General features: G+C 74.5%; 25 protein-coding genes and 1 tRNA gene. 7 read left to right on the top strand and 19 right to left on the bottom strand.

Going from position 1 to position 21,603, the window contains the following annotated elements; all coding sequences use genetic code 11:
• Positions 1-9: 9 nt before the first annotated feature.
• Positions 10-594, top strand: a complete 585-nt coding sequence (locus FLM69_RS03620) for a hypothetical protein (RefSeq protein ID WP_141843080.1) — start codon at positions 10-12, stop codon at positions 592-594.
• Here the strand turns inward: FLM69_RS03620 and FLM69_RS03615 are convergent.
• The 5 genes from FLM69_RS03615 to FLM69_RS03595 all read right to left on the bottom strand — a co-directional run bounded on the left by FLM69_RS03615 (position 581) and on the right by FLM69_RS03595 (position 2,856).
• Complete coding sequence (locus FLM69_RS03615; RefSeq protein ID WP_010078898.1) at positions 581-925, bottom strand: AzlD domain-containing protein; 345 nt, start codon at positions 923-925, stop codon at positions 581-583. The genes FLM69_RS03620 and FLM69_RS03615 overlap by 14 nt on opposite strands.
• Positions 922-1,761: an AzlC family ABC transporter permease gene (locus tag FLM69_RS03610; RefSeq protein WP_141843079.1), complete on the bottom strand. Its 840-nt coding sequence runs from the start codon at positions 1,759-1,761 to the stop codon at positions 922-924. Before FLM69_RS03610 ends, FLM69_RS03615 begins: the two co-directional genes overlap by 4 nt.
• 75 nt (positions 1,762-1,836) lie before the next feature.
• Positions 1,837-1,910: transfer RNA gene (locus tag FLM69_RS03605), tRNA-Val, on the bottom strand.
• A 15-nt stretch (positions 1,911-1,925) separates the two neighbouring features.
• Positions 1,926-2,432, bottom strand: coding sequence for a redoxin domain-containing protein (locus FLM69_RS03600; RefSeq protein ID WP_036381277.1), 507 nt, complete (start codon positions 2,430-2,432; stop codon positions 1,926-1,928).
• On the bottom strand, positions 2,425-2,856 hold the full coding sequence (locus FLM69_RS03595) for a DUF3052 domain-containing protein (RefSeq protein WP_044659132.1): 432 nt from the start codon (positions 2,854-2,856) through the stop codon (positions 2,425-2,427). The genes FLM69_RS03600 and FLM69_RS03595 overlap by 8 nt, the downstream gene beginning before the upstream one ends.
• 254 nt (positions 2,857-3,110) lie before the next feature.
• Between FLM69_RS03595 and aceE the strand changes: the two genes are divergently transcribed.
• The 6 genes from aceE (at position 3,111) to fabF (ending at position 11,032) form a co-directional block, all read left to right on the top strand.
• Positions 3,111-5,861: a pyruvate dehydrogenase (acetyl-transferring), homodimeric type gene (gene aceE, locus FLM69_RS03590; RefSeq protein WP_141843077.1), complete on the top strand. Its 2,751-nt coding sequence runs from the start codon at positions 3,111-3,113 to the stop codon at positions 5,859-5,861.
• 124 nt (positions 5,862-5,985) lie between these two features.
• Positions 5,986-7,188, top strand: a complete 1,203-nt coding sequence (locus tag FLM69_RS03585) for a CdaR family transcriptional regulator (RefSeq protein WP_141843075.1) — start codon at positions 5,986-5,988, stop codon at positions 7,186-7,188.
• Positions 7,189-7,295: 107 nt separating this feature from the next.
• Complete coding sequence (locus FLM69_RS03580; RefSeq protein WP_141843073.1) at positions 7,296-8,219, top strand: ACP S-malonyltransferase; 924 nt, start codon at positions 7,296-7,298, stop codon at positions 8,217-8,219.
• A gap of 32 nt (positions 8,220-8,251) precedes the next feature.
• On the top strand, positions 8,252-9,304 hold the full coding sequence (locus FLM69_RS03575; protein ID WP_036381269.1) for a beta-ketoacyl-ACP synthase III: 1,053 nt from the start codon (positions 8,252-8,254) through the stop codon (positions 9,302-9,304).
• A gap of 61 nt (positions 9,305-9,365) precedes the next feature.
• Positions 9,366-9,611, top strand: coding sequence for an acyl carrier protein (locus tag FLM69_RS03570; protein WP_010078906.1), 246 nt, complete (start codon positions 9,366-9,368; stop codon positions 9,609-9,611).
• A 176-nt stretch (positions 9,612-9,787) separates the two neighbouring features.
• On the top strand, positions 9,788-11,032 hold the full coding sequence (fabF, locus tag FLM69_RS03565; protein ID WP_036340148.1) for a beta-ketoacyl-ACP synthase II: 1,245 nt from the start codon (positions 9,788-9,790) through the stop codon (positions 11,030-11,032).
• Positions 11,033-11,066: 34 nt separating this feature from the next.
• Here fabF and FLM69_RS03560 read toward each other — a convergent pair whose 3' ends face one another.
• The 14 genes from FLM69_RS03560 to rpsP all read right to left on the bottom strand — a co-directional run bounded on the left by FLM69_RS03560 (position 11,067) and on the right by rpsP (position 21,581).
• Positions 11,067-11,570, bottom strand: coding sequence for a DUF3145 domain-containing protein (locus FLM69_RS03560; protein WP_020624513.1), 504 nt, complete (start codon positions 11,568-11,570; stop codon positions 11,067-11,069).
• 170 nt (positions 11,571-11,740) lie between these two features.
• Entirely contained in the window at positions 11,741-12,781 is a 1,041-nt protein-coding gene (locus FLM69_RS03555; protein WP_141843071.1) for a tyrosine-type recombinase/integrase, read from the bottom strand.
• 66 nt (positions 12,782-12,847) lie between these two features.
• Positions 12,848-14,116 (bottom strand): DNA-processing protein DprA, encoded by a 1,269-nt coding sequence (locus FLM69_RS03550; RefSeq protein WP_255502690.1) that lies wholly within the window; start codon positions 14,114-14,116, stop codon positions 12,848-12,850.
• The gene (locus FLM69_RS03545; protein ID WP_141843069.1) at positions 14,113-15,717 is read right to left on the bottom strand and encodes a YifB family Mg chelatase-like AAA ATPase; all 1,605 of its coding nucleotides are present in this window, start codon (positions 15,715-15,717) and stop codon (positions 14,113-14,115) included. Before FLM69_RS03545 ends, FLM69_RS03550 begins: the two co-directional genes overlap by 4 nt.
• Entirely contained in the window at positions 15,714-16,133 is a 420-nt protein-coding gene (locus FLM69_RS03540) for a YraN family protein (protein WP_036312824.1), read from the bottom strand. The genes FLM69_RS03545 and FLM69_RS03540 overlap by 4 nt, the downstream gene beginning before the upstream one ends.
• 134 nt (positions 16,134-16,267) lie before the next feature.
• Positions 16,268-16,591, bottom strand: a complete 324-nt coding sequence (locus tag FLM69_RS03535; protein WP_002853817.1) for a DUF2469 domain-containing protein — start codon at positions 16,589-16,591, stop codon at positions 16,268-16,270.
• A 116-nt stretch (positions 16,592-16,707) separates the two neighbouring features.
• Positions 16,708-17,460 (bottom strand): ribonuclease HII, encoded by a 753-nt coding sequence (locus FLM69_RS03530; RefSeq protein WP_141843067.1) that lies wholly within the window; start codon positions 17,458-17,460, stop codon positions 16,708-16,710.
• Positions 17,457-18,056, bottom strand: a complete 600-nt coding sequence (gene lepB / locus FLM69_RS03525) for a signal peptidase I (RefSeq protein WP_141843064.1) — start codon at positions 18,054-18,056, stop codon at positions 17,457-17,459. The genes FLM69_RS03530 and lepB (FLM69_RS03525) overlap by 4 nt, the downstream gene beginning before the upstream one ends.
• Complete coding sequence (gene lepB, locus FLM69_RS03520; RefSeq protein ID WP_141843063.1) at positions 18,053-18,796, bottom strand: signal peptidase I; 744 nt, start codon at positions 18,794-18,796, stop codon at positions 18,053-18,055. The genes lepB (FLM69_RS03525) and lepB (FLM69_RS03520) overlap by 4 nt, the downstream gene beginning before the upstream one ends.
• A 36-nt stretch (positions 18,797-18,832) precedes the next feature.
• Entirely contained in the window at positions 18,833-19,186 is a 354-nt protein-coding gene (gene rplS, locus FLM69_RS03515) for a 50S ribosomal protein L19 (protein ID WP_002853821.1), read from the bottom strand.
• A 248-nt stretch (positions 19,187-19,434) separates the two neighbouring features.
• On the bottom strand, positions 19,435-20,181 hold the full coding sequence (gene trmD, locus FLM69_RS03510) for a tRNA (guanosine(37)-N1)-methyltransferase TrmD (RefSeq protein ID WP_141843061.1): 747 nt from the start codon (positions 20,179-20,181) through the stop codon (positions 19,435-19,437).
• 3 nt (positions 20,182-20,184) lie between these two features.
• Positions 20,185-20,787, bottom strand: coding sequence for a ribosome maturation factor RimM (gene rimM / locus FLM69_RS03505; protein WP_141843059.1), 603 nt, complete (start codon positions 20,785-20,787; stop codon positions 20,185-20,187).
• Positions 20,788-20,892: 105 nt separating this feature from the next.
• Positions 20,893-21,132: an RNA-binding protein gene (locus FLM69_RS03500; protein WP_029248213.1), complete on the bottom strand. Its 240-nt coding sequence runs from the start codon at positions 21,130-21,132 to the stop codon at positions 20,893-20,895.
• A 2-nt stretch (positions 21,133-21,134) separates the two neighbouring features.
• On the bottom strand, positions 21,135-21,581 hold the full coding sequence (gene rpsP / locus FLM69_RS03495) for a 30S ribosomal protein S16 (protein ID WP_141843057.1): 447 nt from the start codon (positions 21,579-21,581) through the stop codon (positions 21,135-21,137).
• Positions 21,582-21,603: the final 22 nt, after the last annotated feature.

The following is a 21,603-nucleotide window of genomic DNA, read 5'->3' as shown; positions in this document are numbered from 1 at the left end:
GGTGGACCGATGGGCCTGCTCCGCGACCTCCTCACCCGCCGCTCCGCCCGCGACCGCTCGTCCGACCCGACGGCGACGCTCGGCCGACACCTGGACAACGCCGCGGCGATCGTGGCCGCCGCACGCCGGGCGGACGTTCCCCTCGCGGTGGCGGCGGCCCTGGCCGAGCTCGAGTCCGGCGGCCGGAACGTCTTCGGGCACGACGCCGGCGGTGTGCACAGCGCCCCGCGCGGGACGGACGTCCCCGTGACCCGGGAACGCTACGAGGAGCTCGTGGCCCGGGTGGCGCAGGGTGAGAAGTCCAACGGCGTGGGGCCCGCGCAGATCACGTGGCCGCCGTACTTCGCGCAGGCGGCGGAGCACGGCCTCCACCTGTGGGAGCCGGAGGACAACCTGGCCTTCGGGCTGGAGATCCTGCGCGGTCACCTGCGCGGCGACCTCTCCGCGGAGGGGATCGCCCGGGCGGGGACGCTCTACAACGCCGGGACGCTCGCCCACGGCGTCACCGCCTACGGCCGGCGCCTCGCCGCGGCGACCCGCGCATGGGCCGAACGCCTGGGCGAACCCGCCCCGCCGCCGGTCAGGCCAGGTTGACCAACAGCACGTACGCCAGCGTGCCGGCGGCGATCGAGACCAGGGTCCGCCGCCCGGCCAGCAGATGCACGACGACTGTCACCGCCGCCGCGATCAGCGCGTGGGCCACCCGCGTCCCGTCCACGGGCTCTCCAGGGGCCAGCGCCGCGGCGTCGAGCAGCATCACGAGGGCCAGGATGGTCAGCACGCCGGCAGGCATCCACACCGCCAGCCGCGCGGCGAGCACGGACTCCCGCAGCGGCTGCAGCAGGGCGAACGGCAACGCACGCAGGCAGAAGGTCACGAGGCCCGCGACGACGGCCGCGGCCACCAGGTACGCGGCGCCGGTCATCGGGGGTCCTCCTCGGCGCCGGGCTTCGCATCCGTGACGGCCCGCTCCCCCGCCGCGGCGACGACGGGCACCGGTCCGGTGACGGGCACGGGCTCGGGCAGCGGCAGGGCGGTCCCGCGCGCGGCGAGCACGTGGAACGCGATCAGCGCCGCGGCGTAGAGGGCGAAGGCGACGACGAGCACCTGTGCCGGTGCCAGCAGCAGGGCCACCCCGACGGCGACCGCGGCCGCCAGCACGAGGGGCAGCTGGGCCCGCGTGCGGGCGGCGTCCATGGCGAGCACGATGAAGAGGGCGACGAGCGCGAACTCCAGGCCCTCCACCGGCCCGGGCAGCAGCCAGGCCATTGCCACCCCGGCGAGGCCCCCGAGCACCCAGTACGCCTGCAGCGCGATCTGCATGGCCACCAGTCGGGGGCCGGTCCAGCCGCGAGGCCGGGCGGCGGCGATGGCGTAGGCCTCGTCGATCAGGGCGCCCATCGAGTAGATCCGCGCGAGGCGCCCCCGGACCACGCGCAGCGGGAAGCTGAACGCATAGAACACGTGGCGGAAGTTCACGAGGAACACCGTCACGGCGATCGTGAGCAGCGGCGTGCCCGCCACCACCAGCGAGACGAGCAGCAGCTCGACGGACCCGGCGAACACGACCACGGAGAACAGGGGTGCGACCCACGCGGGCAGCCCGGCCTGGACCACGAGCATCCCGAAGGCCACGCCCAGCGGGAACAGGCCGAGGCCGGCGCCCAGCGTCACGGCGACGCCGGAGCGCACCTCGGCCCACCGCGAGGGCGGAGCGGAGGCGCGCGAGGACGCTGACGAGGAGCCCATGATGGTGAGCATGCTCTCATAGGCGCCTGACGGGCGGTCGGCATGACGGAGCCGCGGCGTCACGCCGTGTCATGGCCCCGCGATCGGTGCACCCGGAGGGACTCGAACCCCCGACCCTCTCGGTGTAAACGAGATGCTCTGACCAACTGAGCTACAGGTGCCGGTGTCCGTCCAGGCTACCGGTCCGCGAGCAGGTCGCGCGTCGCCGCCTCGTGCTCGCTCCGGGTGCGTGCCTGTCCCGGGGCGGCGACCACGCGCGCGGCCTCGACCCCGTCCGCGTCGAGCAGCACGGAGACGCGGCGGGGCCGCCCGGTCTCCGCGTCGAAGACGTCGAAGGCACGGCAGGCCGCGCCGTGGGGCCAGAAATCGGAGAGCAGGGTGAGCGGCTCCGGCAGTGCCAGCTCCTCGCGGACGCGGCGCAGCACGGGGGCGGCGTCACAGGAGACCACGCGAACAGTCACCTCGTGGACCGCCACGTCCTCGGCGAGCGCCCCGATCCAGCCGAGCTCGTCCGTGCACACCGGCGTGAACGCCCCGGGCAGGAAGACGAGCCACGTGCCCCGCGGCCCGGCGGCGTCCTCGGGCCCGCGCGTCGGCGGCCACGGCCACGTCTGGCCGTGGTCGTCGCGCAGCGCGGGGACGTCGTCGGCGCCCCGCGTCCCGCCGGACGGAGCCTCAGCCACCGCGCTTCTGGACGAGCTTCTGAGCGGCCCAGTCCTCGGAGGCGCCGGCCCCGGTGGTGGCGTGCAGGCCCGCGGTGGAGGCGGCCTCGGCGACGTCCGCCGGGCTGACGTGGCCGGCGCGACCCTTGCGGGGGGTCATGATCCAGACGGGGCCGGCATCGAGGGAGCGCTGGGCGTCCACGAGGGCGTCCGCGAGATCCATGACGTCGCCGTCGTCCGCGCGCCACCAGAAGAGGACGGCGTCCGCCGGCTCCTGATCCTCCTCGGTCAGCAGCTCCTCGCCGAGCGCGTCCTCGAGCGCGTCACGGAAGGTGACGTCGACGTCGTCGTCGTACCCCCACTCCTGCACCAGGTCGCCCCTCGAGAGGGCGAGCTCCGCCAGCAGGGCGCTGTCCGTCGAGGTCGGCGTCGACCCAGCCTGCATAGTGTCCGGTCCTCCTTGATGGTGGCGGGCACTGCGGCCCGCGCCGTCGAGCGGGTGATGATGACCACCATACGCCGTGGACGCCGCCGTTCCGGGGCCTCCGGCCGGGCGGACGCGGCGGCTCCGGTCTACTCTGGGGAGGAACAGACGCACTCTCCGGGCGACGCGCCCGGCTCGGCGTCGCGGGCCCGGACCGGATCGTCTGCCCGCAGCCCACCGCGGAGCACCCCTCCGCACGAGAACCAGGAGGCACCGTGAGCGCAGCCGAAGAGAGCTCGCAGATCCGCAGCGGTCTGACCGACCAGCTCCCGGACAAGGATCCCCAGGAGACGTCGGAGTGGATCGAGTCCCTCGACGGACTCATCGAGGAGCGCGGCACGGAGCGGGCGCAGTACATCATGCGCTCCCTCATGCAGCGCGCGAGCGCCCAGTCCGTCGCCCTGCCCTACGTGACCACCACGGACTACGTGAACACGATCCCGGCGGACCAGGAGCCGGAGTACCCGGGCGACGAGGAGCTCGAGCGCCGCTACCGCAACTACCTGCGGTGGAACGCCATGGCCCTCGTGCAGCGCGCCCAGCGCGACGGCGTCGGCGTCGGCGGTCACATCTCCTCCTACGCGGGCCAGGCGACCCTCTACGAGGTGGGCCTGAACCACTTCTTCCGCGGTCAGGACCACCCGGGCGGCGGCGACCACATCTTCTTCCAGGGACACTCCTCGCCCGGCAACTACGCCCGCGCGTTCCTCGAGGGCCGCCTGACCGAGGAGGACCTCGACGGCTTCCGCCAGGAGAAGTCCCGCCAGGGCCACGCCCTGCCCTCCTACCCGCACCCGCGGATGATGCCGCACTTCTGGCAGTACCCCACCGTGTCCATGGGTCTGGGGCCGATGAACGCCATCTTCCAGGCGCAGACCAACCGGTACCTGCACAACAACGGCATCAAGGACACCTCCGACCAGCACGTGTGGGCCTTCCTCGGCGACGGCGAGATGGACGAGCCCGAGTCGCGCGGCCAGCTGCACATCGCGGCCAACGACAAGCTCGACAACCTCACCTTCGTCATCAACTGCAACCTGCAGCGTCTCGACGGGCCGGTGCGCGGCAACGGCAAGATCGTCCAGGAGTTGGAGTCCTACTTCCGGGGCGCCGGCTGGAACGTCATCAAGGTCCTGTGGGGCCGCGAGTGGGATCCGCTGCTCGAGGCCGACGACGAGGGCGAGCTCGTGCGCATCATGAACGAGACGCTCGACGGCGACTACCAGACCTACAAGGCCGAGTCCGGCGGCTTCGTGCGCGACCACTTCTTCGGCCGGTCCTCCGTCACCAAGGAGATGGTGGCGGACATGACCGACGACGAGATCTGGGGCCTCAAGCGCGGCGGCCACGACTACAAGAAGGTCTACGCCGCCTACAAGGCCGCCATGGAGCACAAGGGCCAGCCCACCGTGATCCTGGCCCACACCATCAAGGGCTACGGCCTGGGCAAGTCCTTCGAGGGCCGCAACGCCACGCACCAGATGAAGAAGCTGACGGTGGACGACCTCAAGGTGTTCCGGGACCGCCACCGCATCCCGATCTCGGACGAGCAGATCGAGAAGGACCCGTACAACATCCCGTACTACCACCCGGGCGCCGACGCCCCGGAGATCACGTACATGATGGAGCGGCGCAAGGAGCTGGGCGGCTTCGTGCCGGAGCGGCGCAGCGACTACCACGCGATCCCGCTGCCCCCGGAGTCCGCGTACAAGCAGGCCCGCAAGGGATCGGGCAAGCAGCAGGCCGCCACGACCATGGCGTTCGTGCGCCTGCTCAAGGACCTGATGCGGGACAAGAACATGGGACCGCGCTTCGTGCCGATCATCCCGGACGAGGCCCGCACCTTCGGCATGGACTCGTTCTTCCCGACCGCGAAGATCTACAACCCCAAGGGCCAGAACTACCTGTCCGTGGACCGGGACCTGTTCCTGTCCTACAAGGAGTCCCCGCAGGGGAAGATCTACCACGTCGGCATCAACGAGGACGGCGCCACCGCGGCGTTCAACGCGATCGGCACGGCGTACTCCACGCACGGCGAGCCGATGATCCCGGTGTACATCTTCTACTCGATGTTCGGCTTCCAGCGGACCGCGGACAACATCTGGGCCGCAGGCGACCAGCTCGCGCGCGGCTTCATGATCGGCGCCACCGCCGGGCGCACCACCCTCGCCGGCGAGGGCACCCAGCACATGGACGGTCACTCCCCCGTCCTGGCGTCCACGAATCCGGCCGTGAAGCACTACGACCCGGCGTACTCGTACGAGATCGCCCACATCGTGCGCCAGGGCCTGGAGGACATGTACGGCGACCACGACCGCGGGGACGACGTCCGCAACGTCATCTACTACCTCACGGTGTACAACGAGCCGATCACCCACATCGAGGAGCCCGAGGGCCTCGACGTGGAGGGCCTACTCAAGGGCATCTACCGTCTCTCCGAGGGCCAGGGCGACGGCCCGAAGGTCCAGCTCCTGGGCTCCGGCATCTCCGTGCCGTGGGCGCTCGACGCCCAGCGGATCCTCTCCGAAGAGTGGGGCGTGAACGCCTCCGTGTGGTCGGTGACCTCGTACAACGAGCTGTACCGCGACGCCGTCGCGGCGGAGAAGGACGCCCTGAAGGACCCGTCCGCCACCCCGCGCGTGCCCTACGTGACGCAGGCGCTGCAGGGGGCCGAGGGCCCGATCGTGGCCACCTCGGACTACTCCACCTCGTGGACGAACCAGATCCGCCCGTTCGTGTCGAACCGCTTCTCGGCGCTCGGTGCCGACGAGTTCGGCTTCGCGGACACCCGCGCCGCCGCCCGTCGGTACTTCCTCATCGACACCCACTCGATGGTGGTCCGCGCGCTGCAGCTCCTCGAGGAGGAGGGCGAGGTCGAGCGGGGCACGGCCGCGAAGGCGCACGAGAAGTACCGCCTGGACGACGTCAACGCCGGCACCACCGGCATCGCGGGCGGCGACGCCTGACCCGCACGCCGCGGGGAGGCCGACGCCCTCCCGTCCCGACGCCGGCCGCCCGCCTCCGCCACGGAGGCGGGCGGCCGGCGTCGTCGCTGTAGGAATCCCACAACACGCGCCTAGGATGAAGCGCATGCCCGAGCCCCGCCCCGCCGCCCCTCGCCCCGTGAGCACCGACGGGCTGGCCCGACTCAGGAGCCACCTGGGCGCCCTGAACACGGCGGTGCTGCAGCGGTTGGACGCCACCCTGCCCTGGTACCGCCGACTCACCCCGGACGAGCGCAGCGCCCTCGGGCTCGTGGCCCAGCGCGCCCTGCAGGGCTTCCTCACGTGGTTCGAGCGGCCCACCTCCACGGGCCACGTCCTGCAGGACGTCTTCGGGCCCGCGCCCACCGATCTCACCCGGGCGATCTCGCTGCAGCGGGCCCTCCAGCTCATCCGGACGATGGTGGACGTCGTCGAGACGCGGGTGCCGGAGCTGCTGGCCGAGCGCGACCAGGCGCCCGTCCGCGAGCACATCCTCCACTACTCGCGCGAGGTCGCGTTCGCGCTCGCGGACGTGTACGCCCGGGCCGCGGAGATGCGCGGTGCGATGGACTCGCGGCTCGAGTCGGTCCTGCTGGACGCGGTGCTGCGCGGGCAGGACCCGGACGAGATCCGGCATCGGGCCACGGCGCTGGGCTGGCGTGGGGACCACGACGTGATGGTCATGGCCGGTCTCGCCCCGGGGCAGGACAAGCCCGCGTTCATCCCGGACCTGCGGCGGGCCGCGGCGCGGCTCGACTGCGACCTGCTCGTGGGCGTGCAGTCCGAACGGCTCGTCCTCGTGGTCGGCTCGGTGCGGGACGCGCGGGCGGTGGGCGAGGCGCTCGCGCGCTGGTTCGCGCCGGGACCGGTGATCGTGGGACCCGTCGTGGACTCGCTGATCTCGGCGCACGTCTCGGCCCGGCACACCCTCGCCGGGCTCAGCGCGGCGGCCGCCCATCCCCGGGCGTGCCGGCCCACCCCGGCGGAGGACCTGCTGCCCGAGCGGGCGCTGCTGGGCGACCCCACGGCCCGGGAGGCCCTCGTGGACGGGGTGTTCACGCCCCTGGCCGACGCCGGCACCTCCCTGCTGGAGACCGTGGACGCGTACGGCGCGCTGGGGCACTCGCTCGAGGGCACGGCCCGCGAGCTGTTCGTCCACGCGAACACCGTGCGGTACCGCCTCAAGCGGGTGGCCGAGGTGACCGGCTGGGACCCGCTGGTCCCTCGCGACGCGTACGTCCTGCAGACCGCGATCACCCTGGGCCGGCTCGCGGGGGCGCGACCGACGAACGGGGCCGGGTCGGACTGAGCCGGCGCGGCACACACCCCCCACTTGTAGAAACCCTCCAAACCCACTCGCCGTGCTTCGTGGCGCGATCTGCCCGGGATGGCGGCCGATCCTGACACGATGGAGGAATGCTTGCCATCGTGTGCCCCGGACAGGGGTCCCAGACGCCCGGCTTCCTCGCCCCCTGGCTCGAGCTGGACGGGACCCGCGACCTGCTCGCATCCCTCTCCGACGCCGCGGGCGTGGACCTGATCCGCCACGGCACCGAGTCGGACGAGGAGACCATCAAGGACACCGCCGTCGCCCAGCCGCTGATCGTGGCGGCCGGCCTGGTGGCCGCCGCGGCCCTCGAGGCGGACGCCGCCGCACCGGAGTCGACCGTCGTGGCGGGCCACTCCGTGGGCGAGATCACCGCGGCCGCCGTCACCGGCGTGCTGTCCCCCGCCGAGGCCCTCTCCCTGGTGCGCGTGCGCGCCACCGGCATGGCCCGGGCCGCCGCGGCCACGCCCACGGGCATGGCCGCCGTCGTGGGCGGGGACCAGGACGAGGTCCTCGCGGCCATCGAGGCGGCGGGCCTGACGCCCGCCAATGTCAACGGCGCCGGCCAGATCGTCGCCGCCGGCACCGCGGAGGCCCTCGGCGCGCTCGCCGAGTCCGCCCCCGCCCGCGCCCGCGTGATCCCACTCAAGGTGGCCGGCGCGTTCCACACGGAGCACATGCGCCCCGCCGTGGACGACCTCGCGGCCCACGTCGCCGGCCTCTCCCCCTCGGACCCGCGCCTGCCCCTGCTGTCCAACCGGGACGGCGAGGCCGTCGAGTCCGGCACGGACGTGCTCGCCCGGATCGTGGACCAGGTCACCCGCCCGGTCCGCTGGGACCTGTGCATGGCGACCATGGCCACGGGGCAGGTCACGGGCGTCCTGGAGCTGCTGCCCGGTGGCACACTGACCGGACTGGCCAAGCGCGGTCTCAAGGGCACCGCGCAGCTCGCCGTGAAGACCCCCGAGGACCTGGACGCCGCCCGGGCGTTCCTGGCCGAGCACTCGGCCTGAACCCCGCGCACCGCCCGGCAGAGAGAAGCACCATGACCGTCACCCTGAAGCAGCACGAGCGCCCCGCGGCCAGCCGCATCGTGGCCGTGGGCGCCTACCGCCCGGCGAACCTGGTCCCTAACGAGGACCTCGTCGGCCCCATCGACTCGTCGGACGAGTGGATCCGCCAGCGCACCGGCATCGTCACGCGCCAGCGCGCCACGGCGGAGGAGACCGTGCCCGTCATGGCCGTGGGCGCCGCCCGGGAGGCCCTCGAGCGGGCCGGCCTGCAGGGCTCGGACCTGGACGCCGTGATCGTCTCGACCGTCACCTTCCCGCACGCCACCCCCTCGGCCGCGGCCCTCGTGGCGCACGAGATCGGGGCCGCCCCGGCGCCCGCTTACGACGTCTCCGCCGCGTGCGCCGGCTACTGCTACGGCGTCGCCCAGGCCGACGCGCTCGTGCGCTCCGGCACCGCGCGGCACGTGCTCGTGGTCGGCGTCGAGCGCCTCTCCGACGTCGTGGATCCCACGGACCGTTCCATCTCCTTCCTGCTGGGCGACGGCGCGGGCGCCGTGATCGTCTCGGCCTCGGACGAGCCGGGCATCTCCCCCTCGGTGTGGGGTTCGGACGGGGAGCGCTGGTCCACGATCTCCATGACGCACTCGCAGCTGGAGCTGCGCGATGCCGTGGAGCACGCCCGCACCACGGGCGACGCCTCGGCGATCACCGGCGCGGAGGGGATGCTCTGGCCCACGCTGCGCCAGGACGGGCCCTCCGTCTTCCGCTGGGCCGTGTGGTCGATGGCGAAGGTGGCCCGCGAGGCCCTCGACGCCGCGGGCGTGGAGCCCGAGGACCTCGCCGCGTTCATCCCGCACCAGGCCAACATGCGGATCATCGACGAGTTCGCCAAGCAGCTGAAGCTGCCGGAGTCCGTCGTCGTGGCCCGGGACATCGCGGACGCCGGCAACACGTCGGCCGCGTCCATCCCGCTGGCCATGCACCGTCTGCTGGAGGAGAACCCCGAGCTCTCCGGCGGCCTGGCCCTGCAGATCGGCTTCGGCGCCGGGCTGGTCTACGGCGCCCAGGTGGTCCGCCTCCCCTGAGGCGGCGCCGTCTGATTCACTGTCCACGTACACCCCACACCCCTACCGAAGGAGACGCCCCATGGCTTCCAAGGAAGAGATCCTCGCCGGCCTCGCCGAGATCGTGAACGAGGAGACCGGCCTCGACACCGCCGAGGTGCAGCCGGAGAAGTCCTTCACGGACGATCTGGACATCGACTCGATCTCGATGATGACCATCGTGGTCAACGCCGAGGACAAGTTCGGCGTGAAGATCCCGGACGAGGAGGTCAAGAACCTCAAGACCGTCCAGGACGCCGTCGACTTCATCGACGGCGCCCAGGCCTGATCGGCCCACGACGGCGGCGGGCCCGGCCCGCCCCGTCCCCTCGGTGAGCGCCGGGGGCGCGTGAGCGCCCCCGGCCCCCGACACCCTCGACTTCCGGCACCCCGGCGAGCGCCGCGCGTCGTGCCGACGACACCCCTCCGCCCGATCCCCACTCGAGACCCAGAGGCAGCAGACCCATGACCCGCACCGCAGTGATCACCGGCCTCGGCGCCACCACGCCCATCGGCGGCGACGTGCCCACCTTCTGGTCCCACGCCCTGCAGGGCGTCTCCGGTGCGCGCACCATGGAGCACGACTGGGTGGAGAAGTACGAGCTGCCGGTCACCTTCGCGGCCGAGCTGGCCGTGCCCACCTCCGAGGTCCTGTCCAAGGTGGAGCAGAAGCGCCAGGACCCGGCCACCCAGATGGCGACCGTCGCCGCGCGCGAGGCCTGGAAGGACGCCGGCCTCGAGGGCGCGGAGGTCGACGGCGACCGGCTCGCCGTGGCCTTCGGCACCGGCATCGGCGGCGTGTGGACCCTCCTGGACGGCTGGGACACCCTGCGCGAGCGCGGCCCGCGCCGCGTGCTGCCCATGACCGTCCCGATGCTCATGCCCAACGGCGCCGCCGGCGCGCTCTCCCTCGAGTTCGGCGCCCGCGCCGGCGCCCGCACCGTGGTGTCCGCGTGCGCCGCCGGCACCGAGGCGCTCGAGACCGCGCTGCTGCTCATCCGCTCCGGCCAGGCCGACGTCGTGATCTGCGGCGCCGCCGAGGCCGCCGTGCACCCGCTGCCGATGGCCGCGTTCGCCGCGATGCAGGCGCTGTCCAAGCGCAACGACGACCCACAGGCCGCGTCCCGCCCCTACGACGTGGACCGCGACGGCTTCGTCCTCGGTGAGGGCGCCGGCGTCATGGTGATCGAGTCGGAGGAGCACGCGAAGGCCCGCGGCGCGCGCGTGTACGCCGAGCTGGCCGGCGCGGGCGTCAGCTCCGACTCCCACCACATCACCGCGCCCGAGCCCGAGGGCCTGGGCGCGACCCGTGCGATGCGCGCCGCCCTGAGGTCGGCCGACATCACCCCCGAGGACGTGTGCCACGTGAACGCCCACGCGACCTCCACGCCCAAGGGCGACGCCCCGGAGTACCTGGCCATGCGGGCCGTGTTCGGCGACCACCTGGACCAGGTGCAGGTCTCGGCCACGAAGTCCCAGACCGGTCACCTGCTGGGCGCCTCGGGCGCGATCGAGTCGATCCTGTCCGTGCTCGCCGTCCACCACGGCCAGGCGCCCGTGACCATCAACCTGGACCACCAGGACCCGGAGATCCCGCTGAACGTGGTCACCGGCTCCCCCGCCCGCCTGCCCGAGGGGCCGCGCGTGGCCGTGAAGAACTCGTTCGGGTTCGGCGGCCACAACGCGGTGGCCGTGTTCCGCAGCGTCTGAGCCGGAGCGCCGCCCGCGCCAGCCGAGCGAGGGGTCAGACGGCGCGGTGCAGCCAGCGCACGTTGGCGTGGGCGGCGGCCAGCCGGAACGGCTCGAGCTCATCGTCCCAGGCCTCGCCGAGCGCGAGGGAAAGTTCGTGCATCAGCACGCTGGGGTCGCCCGCGCCGGCCTCGTAGGCGTACCGGATGCGGTCCTCGGAGACCATGATGTTGCCGGAGACGTCCGTGGTGGCGTGGAAGATGCCGAGGTCCGGAGTGTGGGACCAGCGCGAGCCGTCGACCCCGGCGGACGGCTCCTCCGTGATCTCGAAGCGCAGGTGCGGCCAGCCACGCAGGGCGGAGGCCAGACGCGCGCCGGTGCCGGCGGGCGCCGTCCAGTGCACCTCGGCGCGGTGCTGGCCGGGCGCGACCGGCTGACCCTCCCACTCCACCGAGGTCGCGGGGCCGAGCACGGAGCTCAGCGCCCACTCCACGTGGGGGCAGAGGGCGGTGGGGGCGGAGAGGATGTGGACCACGCCGCGGGTCTGGGTGCTGGTCATGGATGCCTCCGAGGGTGCGATGCGGTGCGTCTTCCCCTACGACCACGTCGCGGCTCCGGTGGATCCTGGGGCCATTGTGCACCAGGGATGCTGGGCCGGCAACGAGGCGGCGCGGCGCCCTGCGTGTCGTGGCGGCGCAGGGGACGGGCCGGGGGTGCTCCGGGGAGGCGTCAGGCGCGTGGGTGGGCCTGCCGGTAGCCCTCGCGGAGGCGATCGATCGAGACGTGTGTGTAGACCTGCGTGGTGCGCAGGGACGCATGCCCCAGCAGCTCCTGCACGCTGCGCAGGTCGGCGCCGCCGTCGAGGAGGTGGGTCGCGGCCGTGTGGCGCAGCGCGTGCGGCCCGCGCGCCGCAGTGTCCCCCAGGCCCTCGAGTGCCCGGTCGACGACGGTGCGCGCCTGGCGCACCCCCAGCCGGCCGCCGCGCGCGCCGAAGAAGAGGGCGGGACCGGAGTCCGGACGGGCCAGGCGGGGACGACCGAGCCGCTGCCACGCTTGGAGGGCGCGGCCCGCGGGTGTGCCGTAGGGGACGGTGCGCTGCCGGTCGCCCTTGCCGGTCAGCCGGACGACGCCGCGGCCGGCCTCGAGGTCATCCACGTCCAGGGCGCAGAGTTCGGCCACCCGGGCGCCGGTGGCGTAGAGCAGCTCGAGCAGGGCGGCGTCCCGCAGGGCCAGCGCGTGGACGGCGGGGTCGTCGCCCGCGGCGGCGGCGTCCACCCTCTCCTGGGCGGCCACGAGGAGCCGGGTCGCCTGCTGCTCCTGGAGCACGTGGGGCAGCGTCCCCTCGGGTCGGGGCGAGCGCAGCCGCAGGGCGGGGTCGTCCGAGCGCAGGCCCTCGCGGCGCAGCCAGGCCGTGAAGGTGCGGACGGCGGCCACCCGGCGGGCCAGGGTCGCGCGGGCGAGGCCGGCCCCGCTCATGGCTGCCAGCCAGCCGCGCAGGTCCTCGATGTCCAGCTCGGCCAGGACGTCCGGTGCGCTGCGCGTGCGGCGGGCGGGGGCGTCGTCGTCCAGGGCGGGCGTCCCCGCGGTGTCGGTTGTGCCGGCGACGTGGTCGATGAGGGCGCGCAGATCGGCGAGGTACGCGCGCGCGGTCTGGGGACTGCGGTTCCGCTCGTGACGCAGGTGCTCCTCGAACGCCTCGAGCCAGGCCGTGTCCCGGGGTGAGGGGGCGCGGGGGGCCGGGACCGGACTGGCGGAGGACGACGGGGACATCCCCCCACTCTGCCATCCGCGCCCACGGACATCGCGGCGCGCGGTCCGAGAGCACGGGGCCGGAGGTCATCCCCGCCGCCACCGGTCCTCGACCCGTTCGGCCAGGCCCGCCCGCTGCAGCCGGGACAGGCAGGCCAGGACGGTGGGCAGCGCGAGCCCGGCGCTGACGGTGATCCGGTCGACGGGCACCGCCTGGCGCAGGGGCAGCGCCTCGTGGACGAGGGCCTCCTCCATCGTGAGCCCGTCCGTGGGCCGCACGGCGGACTCGGGAGCCTCCCGGGCGGAGGTCCTCCCGCCCGTGCCGCCGCTCCGGGCGGGCCCCTGACCGAGCAGGGCAAGGGCCTCCTGCTCGGTGGTCACGAGACGGGCGGGGCTCTCCTGCAGCAGACGGTGGCAGCCGGCCGAGCTGGGCGAGGTCACGGGGCCGGGGACGACGCCCACCTCGCGGCCGAGGCCGAACGCGTGGCCCGCCGTGTTCTGCGCACCCGAACGCCAGCGCGCCTCGACCACCAGCACGGCCCCCGCGAGCGCGGCGATGACCCGGTTGCGCTGCAGGAACCGGTAGCGCGTGGGGCTCGCACCGGGCGGCATCTCGGACACGAGCAGCCCGGCGGCCATCACCTCGCGGAGCAGGTCCTCGTGGCCGGCCGGGTAGAACCGGTCGAGGCCGCCGGCCAGCACCGCCACCGTGGGCGGGACGCCGCCACGATCCGCCGCGTCTTCCGGTGCGGCGGGCGCCTGCAGAGCGGCCCGGTGGGCGGCGCCGTCGATGCCATAGGCGCCGCCGGAGATCACACACGCGCCCTGCTGGACGGCGTGGGCGGCACAGCGGGCGGTCACGGTCCGCCCGTACGCGGTCGCCTCCCGGCTGCCGACGACGGCGAGCATCCGGTCCGCGGGAGGCAGCGTTCCGGCGCCGCGGAACCACAGGCCCAGGGGCGCCTCCTCGCCCAGGTCCGCCAGGGCGGCAGGCCAGGCGTCGTCCTCGGGGATCAGCAGGCCACCTCCGAGCCGGTGCAGAGTCACGAGGTCACGCTCCGGCTCCAGCCGGGCGGCCCGGGGCGCCCAGCGGGCCAGCCCCGCGGCCCAGCGCCGGGGCAGCGTGTCGGGCGCGCCGGCGTGATCGGCGAGCAGATCGCGCTCGGCGGGCTGGATCGTCTCCCGGCCCGTGAGCAGGGCGAGCGCCCGCTCCGGCCCCAGCGCCGTGACGGTCTGCACCGCGAGCGCGTCCCCGGGCTCGACCAGCCGGGTCAGGGCGGCGCGGGCGAGCCGGGCGGCGTCCGGCCGGCGCGGCCCGGCGACGTGGTCTGCCGCCGGGGTGACGTGGGTGGTCATGCGTCCTCCTCGTTCTGGTGGCGCAGCGTGAGTGCCACGTCGGTGTCCTCGGGTGCGGGCCGTTCGGCGCCGCGCAGGTCTGCCAGGGTCCAGGCGAGGCGCAGGACACGGGCGTGGCCGCGCGCGCTCAGCAGGCCCTGGTCGACGGCGTCGTCCGCGGGCCGGCGGGCCGCCCGGGGCACGGCGTACGGGCCGTGCCGCAGCACCCCGGCGGGGACGTGCGCGTTGCGGCGCAGCCCGGACGGGACGAGCCCGCGCTCGGCGGCGGTGGCCCAGCGCCGGGCCTGGCGGTCGGCGGCCGCGGCGACCCGGGCGGCGACCTGCGACGTGGTCTCGGAGGCGGGCGCCCCCGTGAGCTGCCGCGCGTCGACGGGCCGCACGGTGACCTGCAGGTCGACGCGGTCCAACAGCGGCCCGGAGAGCCGCTGGGCGTAGCGGCGGCGTTCGGGCACGCTGCATCGGCACTCGACGCCCGTGCCGCCGCCCTTGCCGCACGGGCAGGGGTTGGCGGCCAGCACGAGCTGGAACCGGGCCGGGTAGACGACGGCGCCGAGGGCCCGGTGCAGCAGCACCTCCCCGGACTCGAGGGGCTGGCGCAGCGCCTCGAGGGTGCGCCGTTCGAACTCGGGGGCCTCGTCCAGGAACAGCACGCCGCCGTGGGCGAGGGAGGCCGCTCCCGGCCGGGCGAGGCCGCTGCCGCCGCCCACGAGGGCCGAGCGGGACGCCGAGTGATGGGGTGCCTCGAACGGCGGGGTCCGGTCGATCTCGCCGTCGAACCCCTGGGACGTCCCGCCCATGCGCCGGACACGGGCGTCGCCACCGCGAAGGGAGCGCAGGGCGGCGCACTCGAGCGCGGTGCGCCGGTCCAGGGGCGGGAGGATCCCGGGCAGGCGCTCGGCGAGCATGGTCTTGCCCGCCCCCGGGGCGCCCATGAGCAGCAGGTGGTGGGCGCCGGCCGCGGCGACCTCGAGCGCGAACCGGGCCTCGGCCTGTCCGGCGACCTCGGCCAGGTCGGGCACCGCACGGGTCGGCTCCGGTTCCGGGGCTGGCACCTGCCGCCGGGTCGGGCGGCGGGGCGCCTCTCCGTCCGGTTCCCCGCCGAAGGCGCGGATGACGTCGTGCAGATGGGCGAAGCCGCGGACTTCAGCGCCGGGGACCAGTCGGGCCTCGGCCTCCGCGTCCTCGGCGACGACCACCTCGGAGCACCCCGCGTCGACGGCGGCCATCACCATCGCCACGGTCTCCGGCGAGCGGTGCAGGGCGCCGTCGAGACCGAGCTCGGCCAGGAACACGGGCCCCTCGACGTTCCGCACCCGCCCGTCCGCGGCGTAGGCCGCCAGGACGATCGCCAGGTCGTGGCAGGCGCCCCGCTTGTGCACCCCCGCTGGCAGCAGGTTCACGGTCAGGTGCCGCCGGGTCAGGGGCAGTCCGGCGTTGCGCGCGGCGGAGCGGATGCGGTCCCGGCTCTCCTGCAGCGCCTGGTCCGGCAGGCCGAGGAGGGTGAACCCGGGCAGGGACTGGGCGATGTCCGCCTCGACGTGCACGACCTCCCCGCGCAGACCCGCCAGCGTGATGGAGCGGGTGCGTCCGATGCCGCTCACGGCCGCACGTCCTGCAGCAGGTCGAAGCGGATCCCTCCCGTGCGCGGCACCAGCACGGCGACGGCGTCGACGCGCCAGGGCGTGCCCCGGCGGTCCGCGGCGTGGGCCCGCACCCACGCCGCGGTGAGGCGGTGCAGCCGGGTGAGCTTGCGCCGGTCGATCGACTCGAACGGGTCGCCGAAGGCCAGGCCCGAGCGGGTCTTCACCTCGACGCCCACCCACCAGCCGGCGTGGTGGGCCACGATGTCCAGCTCTCCGGCCTCGCCCCGCCAGTTGCGGTCGGCGATCACGTAGCCGCGCTCGGCGAGCCAGCGCGCGGCGGCGTCCTCACCGAACCGGCCCAGCGCCGTGTGCGCGCGGCTGGCGCGCCTCTCTCCGGGCGGCTGCGCCCCGATCTGTTCCGCGGTCCCCGTCATCCCGACCACCTCCTGGGCACCAGGGTGGTCCCGGGCGAGGCCGCGGGGTGGGCGGCGGCGGGGATTGTGCGGGGCCGGACGCCTGTGCAGGAGTGGACGTCTGCGTCCCGTCCTCTGGACCGCTCAGGGGTGGGTCAGCTCGGCAGCTGGCCGTCCGGCGGGACCGTCAGGTCCTCGGTGGGCAGCTCCTCGATGTTCACGTCCTTGAAGGTCAGCACCTTCACGCGCTTGATGAACCGCTGCGTGCGGTACACGTCCCACACCCAGGCGTCCTCGAGCAGGATCTCGAAGAACACGTCCCCGTCCGCCTGGCGGGGCGTCAGCCGCACGTCGTTGGCGAGGTAGAAGCGCCGCTCGGTCTCCACGACGTAGCGGAACAGGCCCACCACGTCCCGGTATTCGCGGTAGAGCAGCAGCTCGGCCTCGGCCTCGAAGTCCTCGACGTCGTCTGCGCTCATGACATGCCTCCTCAGTGTTCGCCGCGCACCCGCGACAGTCCGGGCACGCACGGCCTCCATCCTCCCCCGTCCGGGGGTCGCACGTCGAACGGGCGGCCTCGCCCGGCCCCGGGGGCTCAGTCGAACAGCGTGGGCGGCGCCTGCGCGGGCGCGCCCGGCAGCCCGAGGTTCCAGCTGCGCCGGTGCTGCTCGCTCGCCCCGCGCTCGGCCAGGGCGGCCCGGTGCGCGGCTGAGCCGTACCCCTTGTTCCCGGCCCATCCGTACCCCGGGTGCGCCGCGTCGAGGGCGATCATGACGTCGTCGCGGGCCACCTTCGCGGCGATCGACGCGGCCGCCACCGTCGCGCACCGGTCCTCGGCCCGCACCAGCATCGTGGGCTCGGGCGGCAGCGGGCGCGGCGCGGGCGCGGGGCCGGCGTCGGGATCGGAGCGGCTCAGCCAGTCGTCCCGGCCGTCGAGCACGAGGGCGACCGGCTCCTGCCCCACCGCGGCGCACAGCGCCGCCCACGCCCGTCGCCCGGCGAGGCCGAGGGCCGCCGAGATCCCCAGCGCGTCGATCTCCGCGGGGCCGGCCTCGCCCAGCGCCACCCCGGCCGCCCAGTCCTCGATCTGCGGGACCAGGGCGCGCCGGCGTCGGTCCGTGAGCGCCTTGGAGTCGCGCACCGGAGGGATCTGCCCGGCGGCGGGCAGCCACGCGGCGCACACCCCGACGACGACGGGCCCGGCCAGTGCGCCCCGGCCCACCTCGTCCATGCCCGCCACGAGCACCCGGTCCACTCCCCGCGCGGCGAGGACCGGCGCGGCCAGCCCCGCCTCGACGTCCAGGCCGGCGCGCACCGTCGGCCGGCCACCGCTCCCGCGGGGGGTCACGTGCGAGCCTCCGGCGCGGGCGCGTCCGGTACGGCGGCGAACGCGTCGGGGTCGGCGCCGGCGCCGCCGATCCGGTCCAGCGGCCAGACCACGAACCGGGCGCGGCCCACCACGTCGTCGAGGGCCACGAACCCGCCCCCGGGCCCGGCGCGGTGCGCGCGGGAGTCGGCCGACGCCGAGCGATGGTCGCCGAGCACCCACAGCCGCCCCGCGGGGACGGTCACCTCGAACGCCTCCTGCGCGGGCGCCTCCCCCGGCGCGAGGTACGGCTCGTCGACGGGCACCCCGTTCACGCACAGCGTCTCCTCGCCGGGCGTCCAGGAGACGGTGTCCCCCGGCAGTCCGACGGCCCGCTTGATCACGTGGCCGCCCCCGGGCAGCCAGCCCTTCGTGTCCTCGAACACCACCACGTCACCGCGGCGCACCGGGAACGGGTCCGGGGTGAGCAGCGTGGCGACCACGCGGTCGCCGGCCTGCAGCCCGGGCTCCATGGACGAGGACGGGATGGCGTACATGCGCGCCAGGAAGGCCCACGCCAGCACGCAGGCGAGCACGGTCACGGCGGCGGCGATCAGCGCGGTGCGGCGCCCCGTCACGGCGTGTCCCCGGAGGGGACGTCCACGGTCCCGCGGCGGGACAGGGGCCACACGATCTCCGCGGCCCGGCCCTCGACCCGCTCGAGCGGGATCAGCCCGCCGCCGGGGGCGCCCAGCAGTGCGCGGGAGTCCCGGGAGGCGGCGCGGTGGTCGCCCAGGACGACCATGCGCCCGTCGGGCACCTCGAAGGACCAGGTCCCCGCCGCGGCCGGCTCGTCTGCGGTCACGGGCCTGCCGAGATACGGCTCGTCCAGCGGCTCGCCGTTGCGCAGCAGCCGGCCGTCCGGGGCACAGCACTCGAGGCGGTCCCCCGGCAGGGCCAGCACGCGCTTGACGAACACGTCCTCGGCCGCCCCGACACCCCACCACCGGGCGACGTCCTCGAGGCCGCGCTCGAGCGATCCGGCCGAACGGTACGGCGCCAGGCTGCCGGCGCCGTCGAACACCACCACGTCGCCGTGGCGCAGGCCCTGCCCACCGGCCGCGGCGGCGTCCACCCGCACGCGGTCGCCGGGCTGCAGGGTCGGCTCCATCGACCCGGAGGGGATGAGGTAGACGGGGCCGGTGAGGGCCCGCAGCACGGCGGCCACCACGACGGCGGCCACCACGGTCAGGCCGAGCCGCGCCCACCAGCGGCTCGTGCCGGAGGCGGGGGCCGCCGTCGGGCCCGAGGAGGAGCCGGCCCCGGACGCGACGGAGCCCCGTGACCGGCGGGGGTCACGGGGCTCCGAGGTGCGCATGGGTCGATCACCGGTCGGCGGGGCCGACCGGGATGATCACTTGGCGTCGGCGCGCTTCTCGCGGATGCGGGCGGCCTTGCCGTGGCGGTCGCGCATGTAGTACAGCTTCGCGCGGCGCACGTCGCCCTTGGTGACGACCTCGATCTTGTCGATGACCGGGGAGTGCACCGGGAACACGCGCTCCACGCCGATGCCGAAGGACACCTTGCGGACGCGGAAGGTCTCGCGCACGCCGTAGCCCTGACGGCCCATGACGTAGCCCTGGAACACCTGGACGCGGGCGGTCTTGCCCTCGATGATGTTCACGTGCACCTTGACGGTGTCGCCGGGGGCGAACTCCGGGATGTCGTCGCGCAGCGTCTTCTTGTCGAACGAGTCGAGAATGTGCATGTCGTCTCTCCTGGCGGATGCCACAGGTCAACCGCGTGGTATGCGGGCGCTCGGCCCGTCCACGTCCGCATGACGAGGGGGCCGGGTCCCGAGCCGAGGGCCGGGCTCCGCACGTGGGGTGCGGTCCCGGGGTCCGATCCGTTGACGCGCGCCCCCTGTGGCAGGTCGGGCGTCCGGCGGACACGAGGATCCATTATGCCACAGCCAACGACGTCGCGACGCCCCTCCAGCCCGTCGGGCGCGGCGGATCAGGCCTCGGAGCCGTACGCCGCCCACAGGTCCGGTCGCCGCTCGCGCGTGCGCTCCTCCTGCTGGGCCCGACGCCAGGCCGCGACCTTGCCGTGGTCGCCCGAGAGCAGCACGGGCGGCACCGCACGGCCCCGCCAGTCCGCGGGCTTGGTGTAGACCGGGTACTCCAGCAGGCCGTCCTCGTGGGACTCCTCGACGAGCGAGGCCGGGTTGCCCACGACGCCCGGCACGAGGCGGCCGACGGCCTCGATCATCGCCAGCGCGGCGACCTCGCCGCCGTTGAGCACGTAGTCGCCCAGTGAGACCAGCCGCACCTCGAAGAGCTCCTCGGCCCAGCCGAAGACGCGCTCGTCGATGCCCTCGTAGCGGCCACACGCGATCGCCACGTGATCCCGGCCCGCCAGCTCGCGGGCGAACCGCTGGGTGAAGCGCTCCCCCGAGGGCGTCGGCACGAGCAGCACGGGGCGGTCTCCCGGCTCCGCCGACGACGACTCGGCGGGGGCCGGTGACACGGGCCCCTGGGCCGCCACGTGCTCGAGCGCGAGCGCCCACGGCTCGGGTTTCATCACCATGCCGGCGCCGCCGCCGTAGGGCGTGTCGTCCACGGTGCGGTGCCGGTCGAAGGTGAAGTCGCGCAGGTCGTGGACGTGCACGTCCACGAGGCCCTCGCGGCGGGCACGGCCCAACAGCGAGACGTCGAGGACCGCGAGGTACTCGGGGAAGATCGTGACGACGTCGAAGCGCACCGCTCAGTCCTCCGGATCCGCATCGGTGGGGCGCGCGGCGGCGGGTCCGTCTGCGGCGTCCTCGTCCTCGCCGGTGGCGAGCTCGAGCAGCCCCGGCGGCGGGGTCAGCACGAGCACGCCGGCCTCGGGGTCGATCTCCGGGACGATCTCCTCGACGAAGGGCACCAGGGCCTCCTCCTCGACGCCGTCCAACGCGACGTGCAGCAGATCCTGGACCGCCCCGGTGGTCAGGGCCGTGACGACGCCGACGCGCTCGCCCTCGACCCGCACCTCGAGGTCCACGAGGTCCTCCTCGTACCACTCGTCGGACTCCTCGGGCACGGCCGGAACGGCGAACAGCTGGGCGCCACGCAGGGTCTCGGCGACGTTGCGGTCCGGCGACTCGGCGAAGCCGACCACGAGGATCTGCTTGTTCCACCGGGCCCGGGTGACGGTGAGCTCCGCCGGCAGGCCCGGGGCGCCGTCGCGCACCACGAGGCGCTCGCCGGGGGCGAAGCGGGCGTCCGGGTCGTCGGTGAAGACCTGCACGGTCACCTCACCGCGGATGCCGTGCGGCTTGCCGATGCGGGCGACGCGGACGAGATCGTCCTGGGCTGCGGGACTCATGGGCTCTCCTGGGTGGGACGGTCGGTGACGGGAGGGGGCCGGGCCGGAGGACGACGACGGCCCGCCGGCCCGGTGAGGGGCGGGCGGGCCGTGCGTCACGGGCCGTCAGGAGCGGCGGTCGGTCTCCACCACGTCCACGCGGACGGGGTGGCCGGCCAGGCCGTCCAGCACGGTGCGCAGCGCGGTGGCGGTGCGACCCTGGCGGCCGATCACGCGGCCCAGGTCCTCGGGGGCCACGCGGACCTCCAGCATGTCGCCGCGCCGCTGGGAGCGGGCGTCCACGCGGACCGCCTCGGGCGTGTCCACGATGCCGCGCACCAGGTGCTCGAGGGCCTCGGTCAGCATGGTCACTCGGACTTCTCGGCGTCCTCGGCCGACGCCTCAGCGGCCTCCTCGGCCGGGGCCTCGGCGGCCTGCTCGGACTCGGCCGGGGCCTCCTCCTGCTTCGGCTCCTCCGGCAGGATGACCGAGCCCTTCTCGGGGGCCACGAAGGCCTCCTTCTCGGACTTGGACTTCAGGGTGCCCTCGGCGCCCGACTCACCCTTGAACTTCTGCCAGTCACCGGTGACCTTCAGCAGCGCGGCGACCTGCTCGGTCGGCTGGGCGCCGACGGAGAGCCAGTACTGGGCGCGCTCCGAGTCGATCTCGATGAACGAGGGCTCCTCGGTGGGGTGGTACTTGCCGATCTCCTCGATGGCACGGCCATCGCGGCGGGTGCGCGAGTCCATGACGACGACGCGGTAGAACGGGGCGCGGATCTTGCCGAACCGCTTCAGACGAATCTTGACAGCCACGAGTGTGGTTCTCCTTCAGTGG

Origin of the sequence: Micrococcus sp. R8502A1 (assembly GCF_006704135.1) — a bacterium.
Taxonomy (GTDB): Bacteria; Actinomycetota; Actinomycetes; order Actinomycetales; family Micrococcaceae; genus Micrococcus; species Micrococcus luteus.
The sequence above is the reverse complement of the archived record's forward strand: the minus strand, read 5'-3'. Positions and strand labels throughout refer to the sequence as shown.

What these genes read in the sequence shown, in the direction of transcription:
- FLM69_RS03620 (WP_141843080.1), top strand. Translation starts at nt 10, where the DNA reads ATGGGCCTGCTCCGCGACCTCCTCACCCGCCGCTCCGCCCGCGACCGC.
- FLM69_RS03615 (WP_010078898.1), bottom strand. Translation starts at nt 925, where the DNA reads ATGACCGGCGCCGCGTACCTGGTGGCCGCGGCCGTCGTCGCGGGCCTC.
- FLM69_RS03610 (WP_141843079.1), bottom strand. Translation starts at nt 1,761, where the DNA reads ATGCTCACCATCATGGGCTCCTCGTCAGCGTCCTCGCGCGCCTCCGCT.
- FLM69_RS03595 (WP_044659132.1), bottom strand. Translation starts at nt 2,856, where the DNA reads ATGCAGGCTGGGTCGACGCCGACCTCGACGGACAGCGCCCTGCTGGCG.
- FLM69_RS03585 (WP_141843075.1), top strand. Translation starts at nt 5,986, where the DNA reads ATGCCCGAGCCCCGCCCCGCCGCCCCTCGCCCCGTGAGCACCGACGGG.
- FLM69_RS03580 (WP_141843073.1), top strand. Translation starts at nt 7,296, where the DNA reads ATGCTTGCCATCGTGTGCCCCGGACAGGGGTCCCAGACGCCCGGCTTC.
- FLM69_RS03575 (WP_036381269.1), top strand. Translation starts at nt 8,252, where the DNA reads ATGACCGTCACCCTGAAGCAGCACGAGCGCCCCGCGGCCAGCCGCATC.
- FLM69_RS03570 (WP_010078906.1), top strand. Translation starts at nt 9,366, where the DNA reads ATGGCTTCCAAGGAAGAGATCCTCGCCGGCCTCGCCGAGATCGTGAAC.
- fabF (WP_036340148.1), top strand. Translation starts at nt 9,788, where the DNA reads ATGACCCGCACCGCAGTGATCACCGGCCTCGGCGCCACCACGCCCATC.
- FLM69_RS03560 (WP_020624513.1), bottom strand. Translation starts at nt 11,570, where the DNA reads ATGACCAGCACCCAGACCCGCGGCGTGGTCCACATCCTCTCCGCCCCC.
- FLM69_RS03555 (WP_141843071.1), bottom strand. Translation starts at nt 12,781, where the DNA reads ATGTCCCCGTCGTCCTCCGCCAGTCCGGTCCCGGCCCCCCGCGCCCCC.
- FLM69_RS03550 (WP_255502690.1), bottom strand. Translation starts at nt 14,116, where the DNA reads ATGACCACCCACGTCACCCCGGCGGCAGACCACGTCGCCGGGCCGCGC.
- FLM69_RS03540 (WP_036312824.1), bottom strand. Translation starts at nt 16,133, where the DNA reads ATGACGGGGACCGCGGAACAGATCGGGGCGCAGCCGCCCGGAGAGAGG.
- FLM69_RS03535 (WP_002853817.1), bottom strand. Translation starts at nt 16,591, where the DNA reads ATGAGCGCAGACGACGTCGAGGACTTCGAGGCCGAGGCCGAGCTGCTG.
- lepB (WP_141843063.1), bottom strand. Translation starts at nt 18,796, where the DNA reads ATGCGCACCTCGGAGCCCCGTGACCCCCGCCGGTCACGGGGCTCCGTC.
- rplS (WP_002853821.1), bottom strand. Translation starts at nt 19,186, where the DNA reads ATGCACATTCTCGACTCGTTCGACAAGAAGACGCTGCGCGACGACATC.
- rimM (WP_141843059.1), bottom strand. Translation starts at nt 20,787, where the DNA reads ATGAGTCCCGCAGCCCAGGACGATCTCGTCCGCGTCGCCCGCATCGGC.
- FLM69_RS03500 (WP_029248213.1), bottom strand. Translation starts at nt 21,132, where the DNA reads ATGCTGACCGAGGCCCTCGAGCACCTGGTGCGCGGCATCGTGGACACG.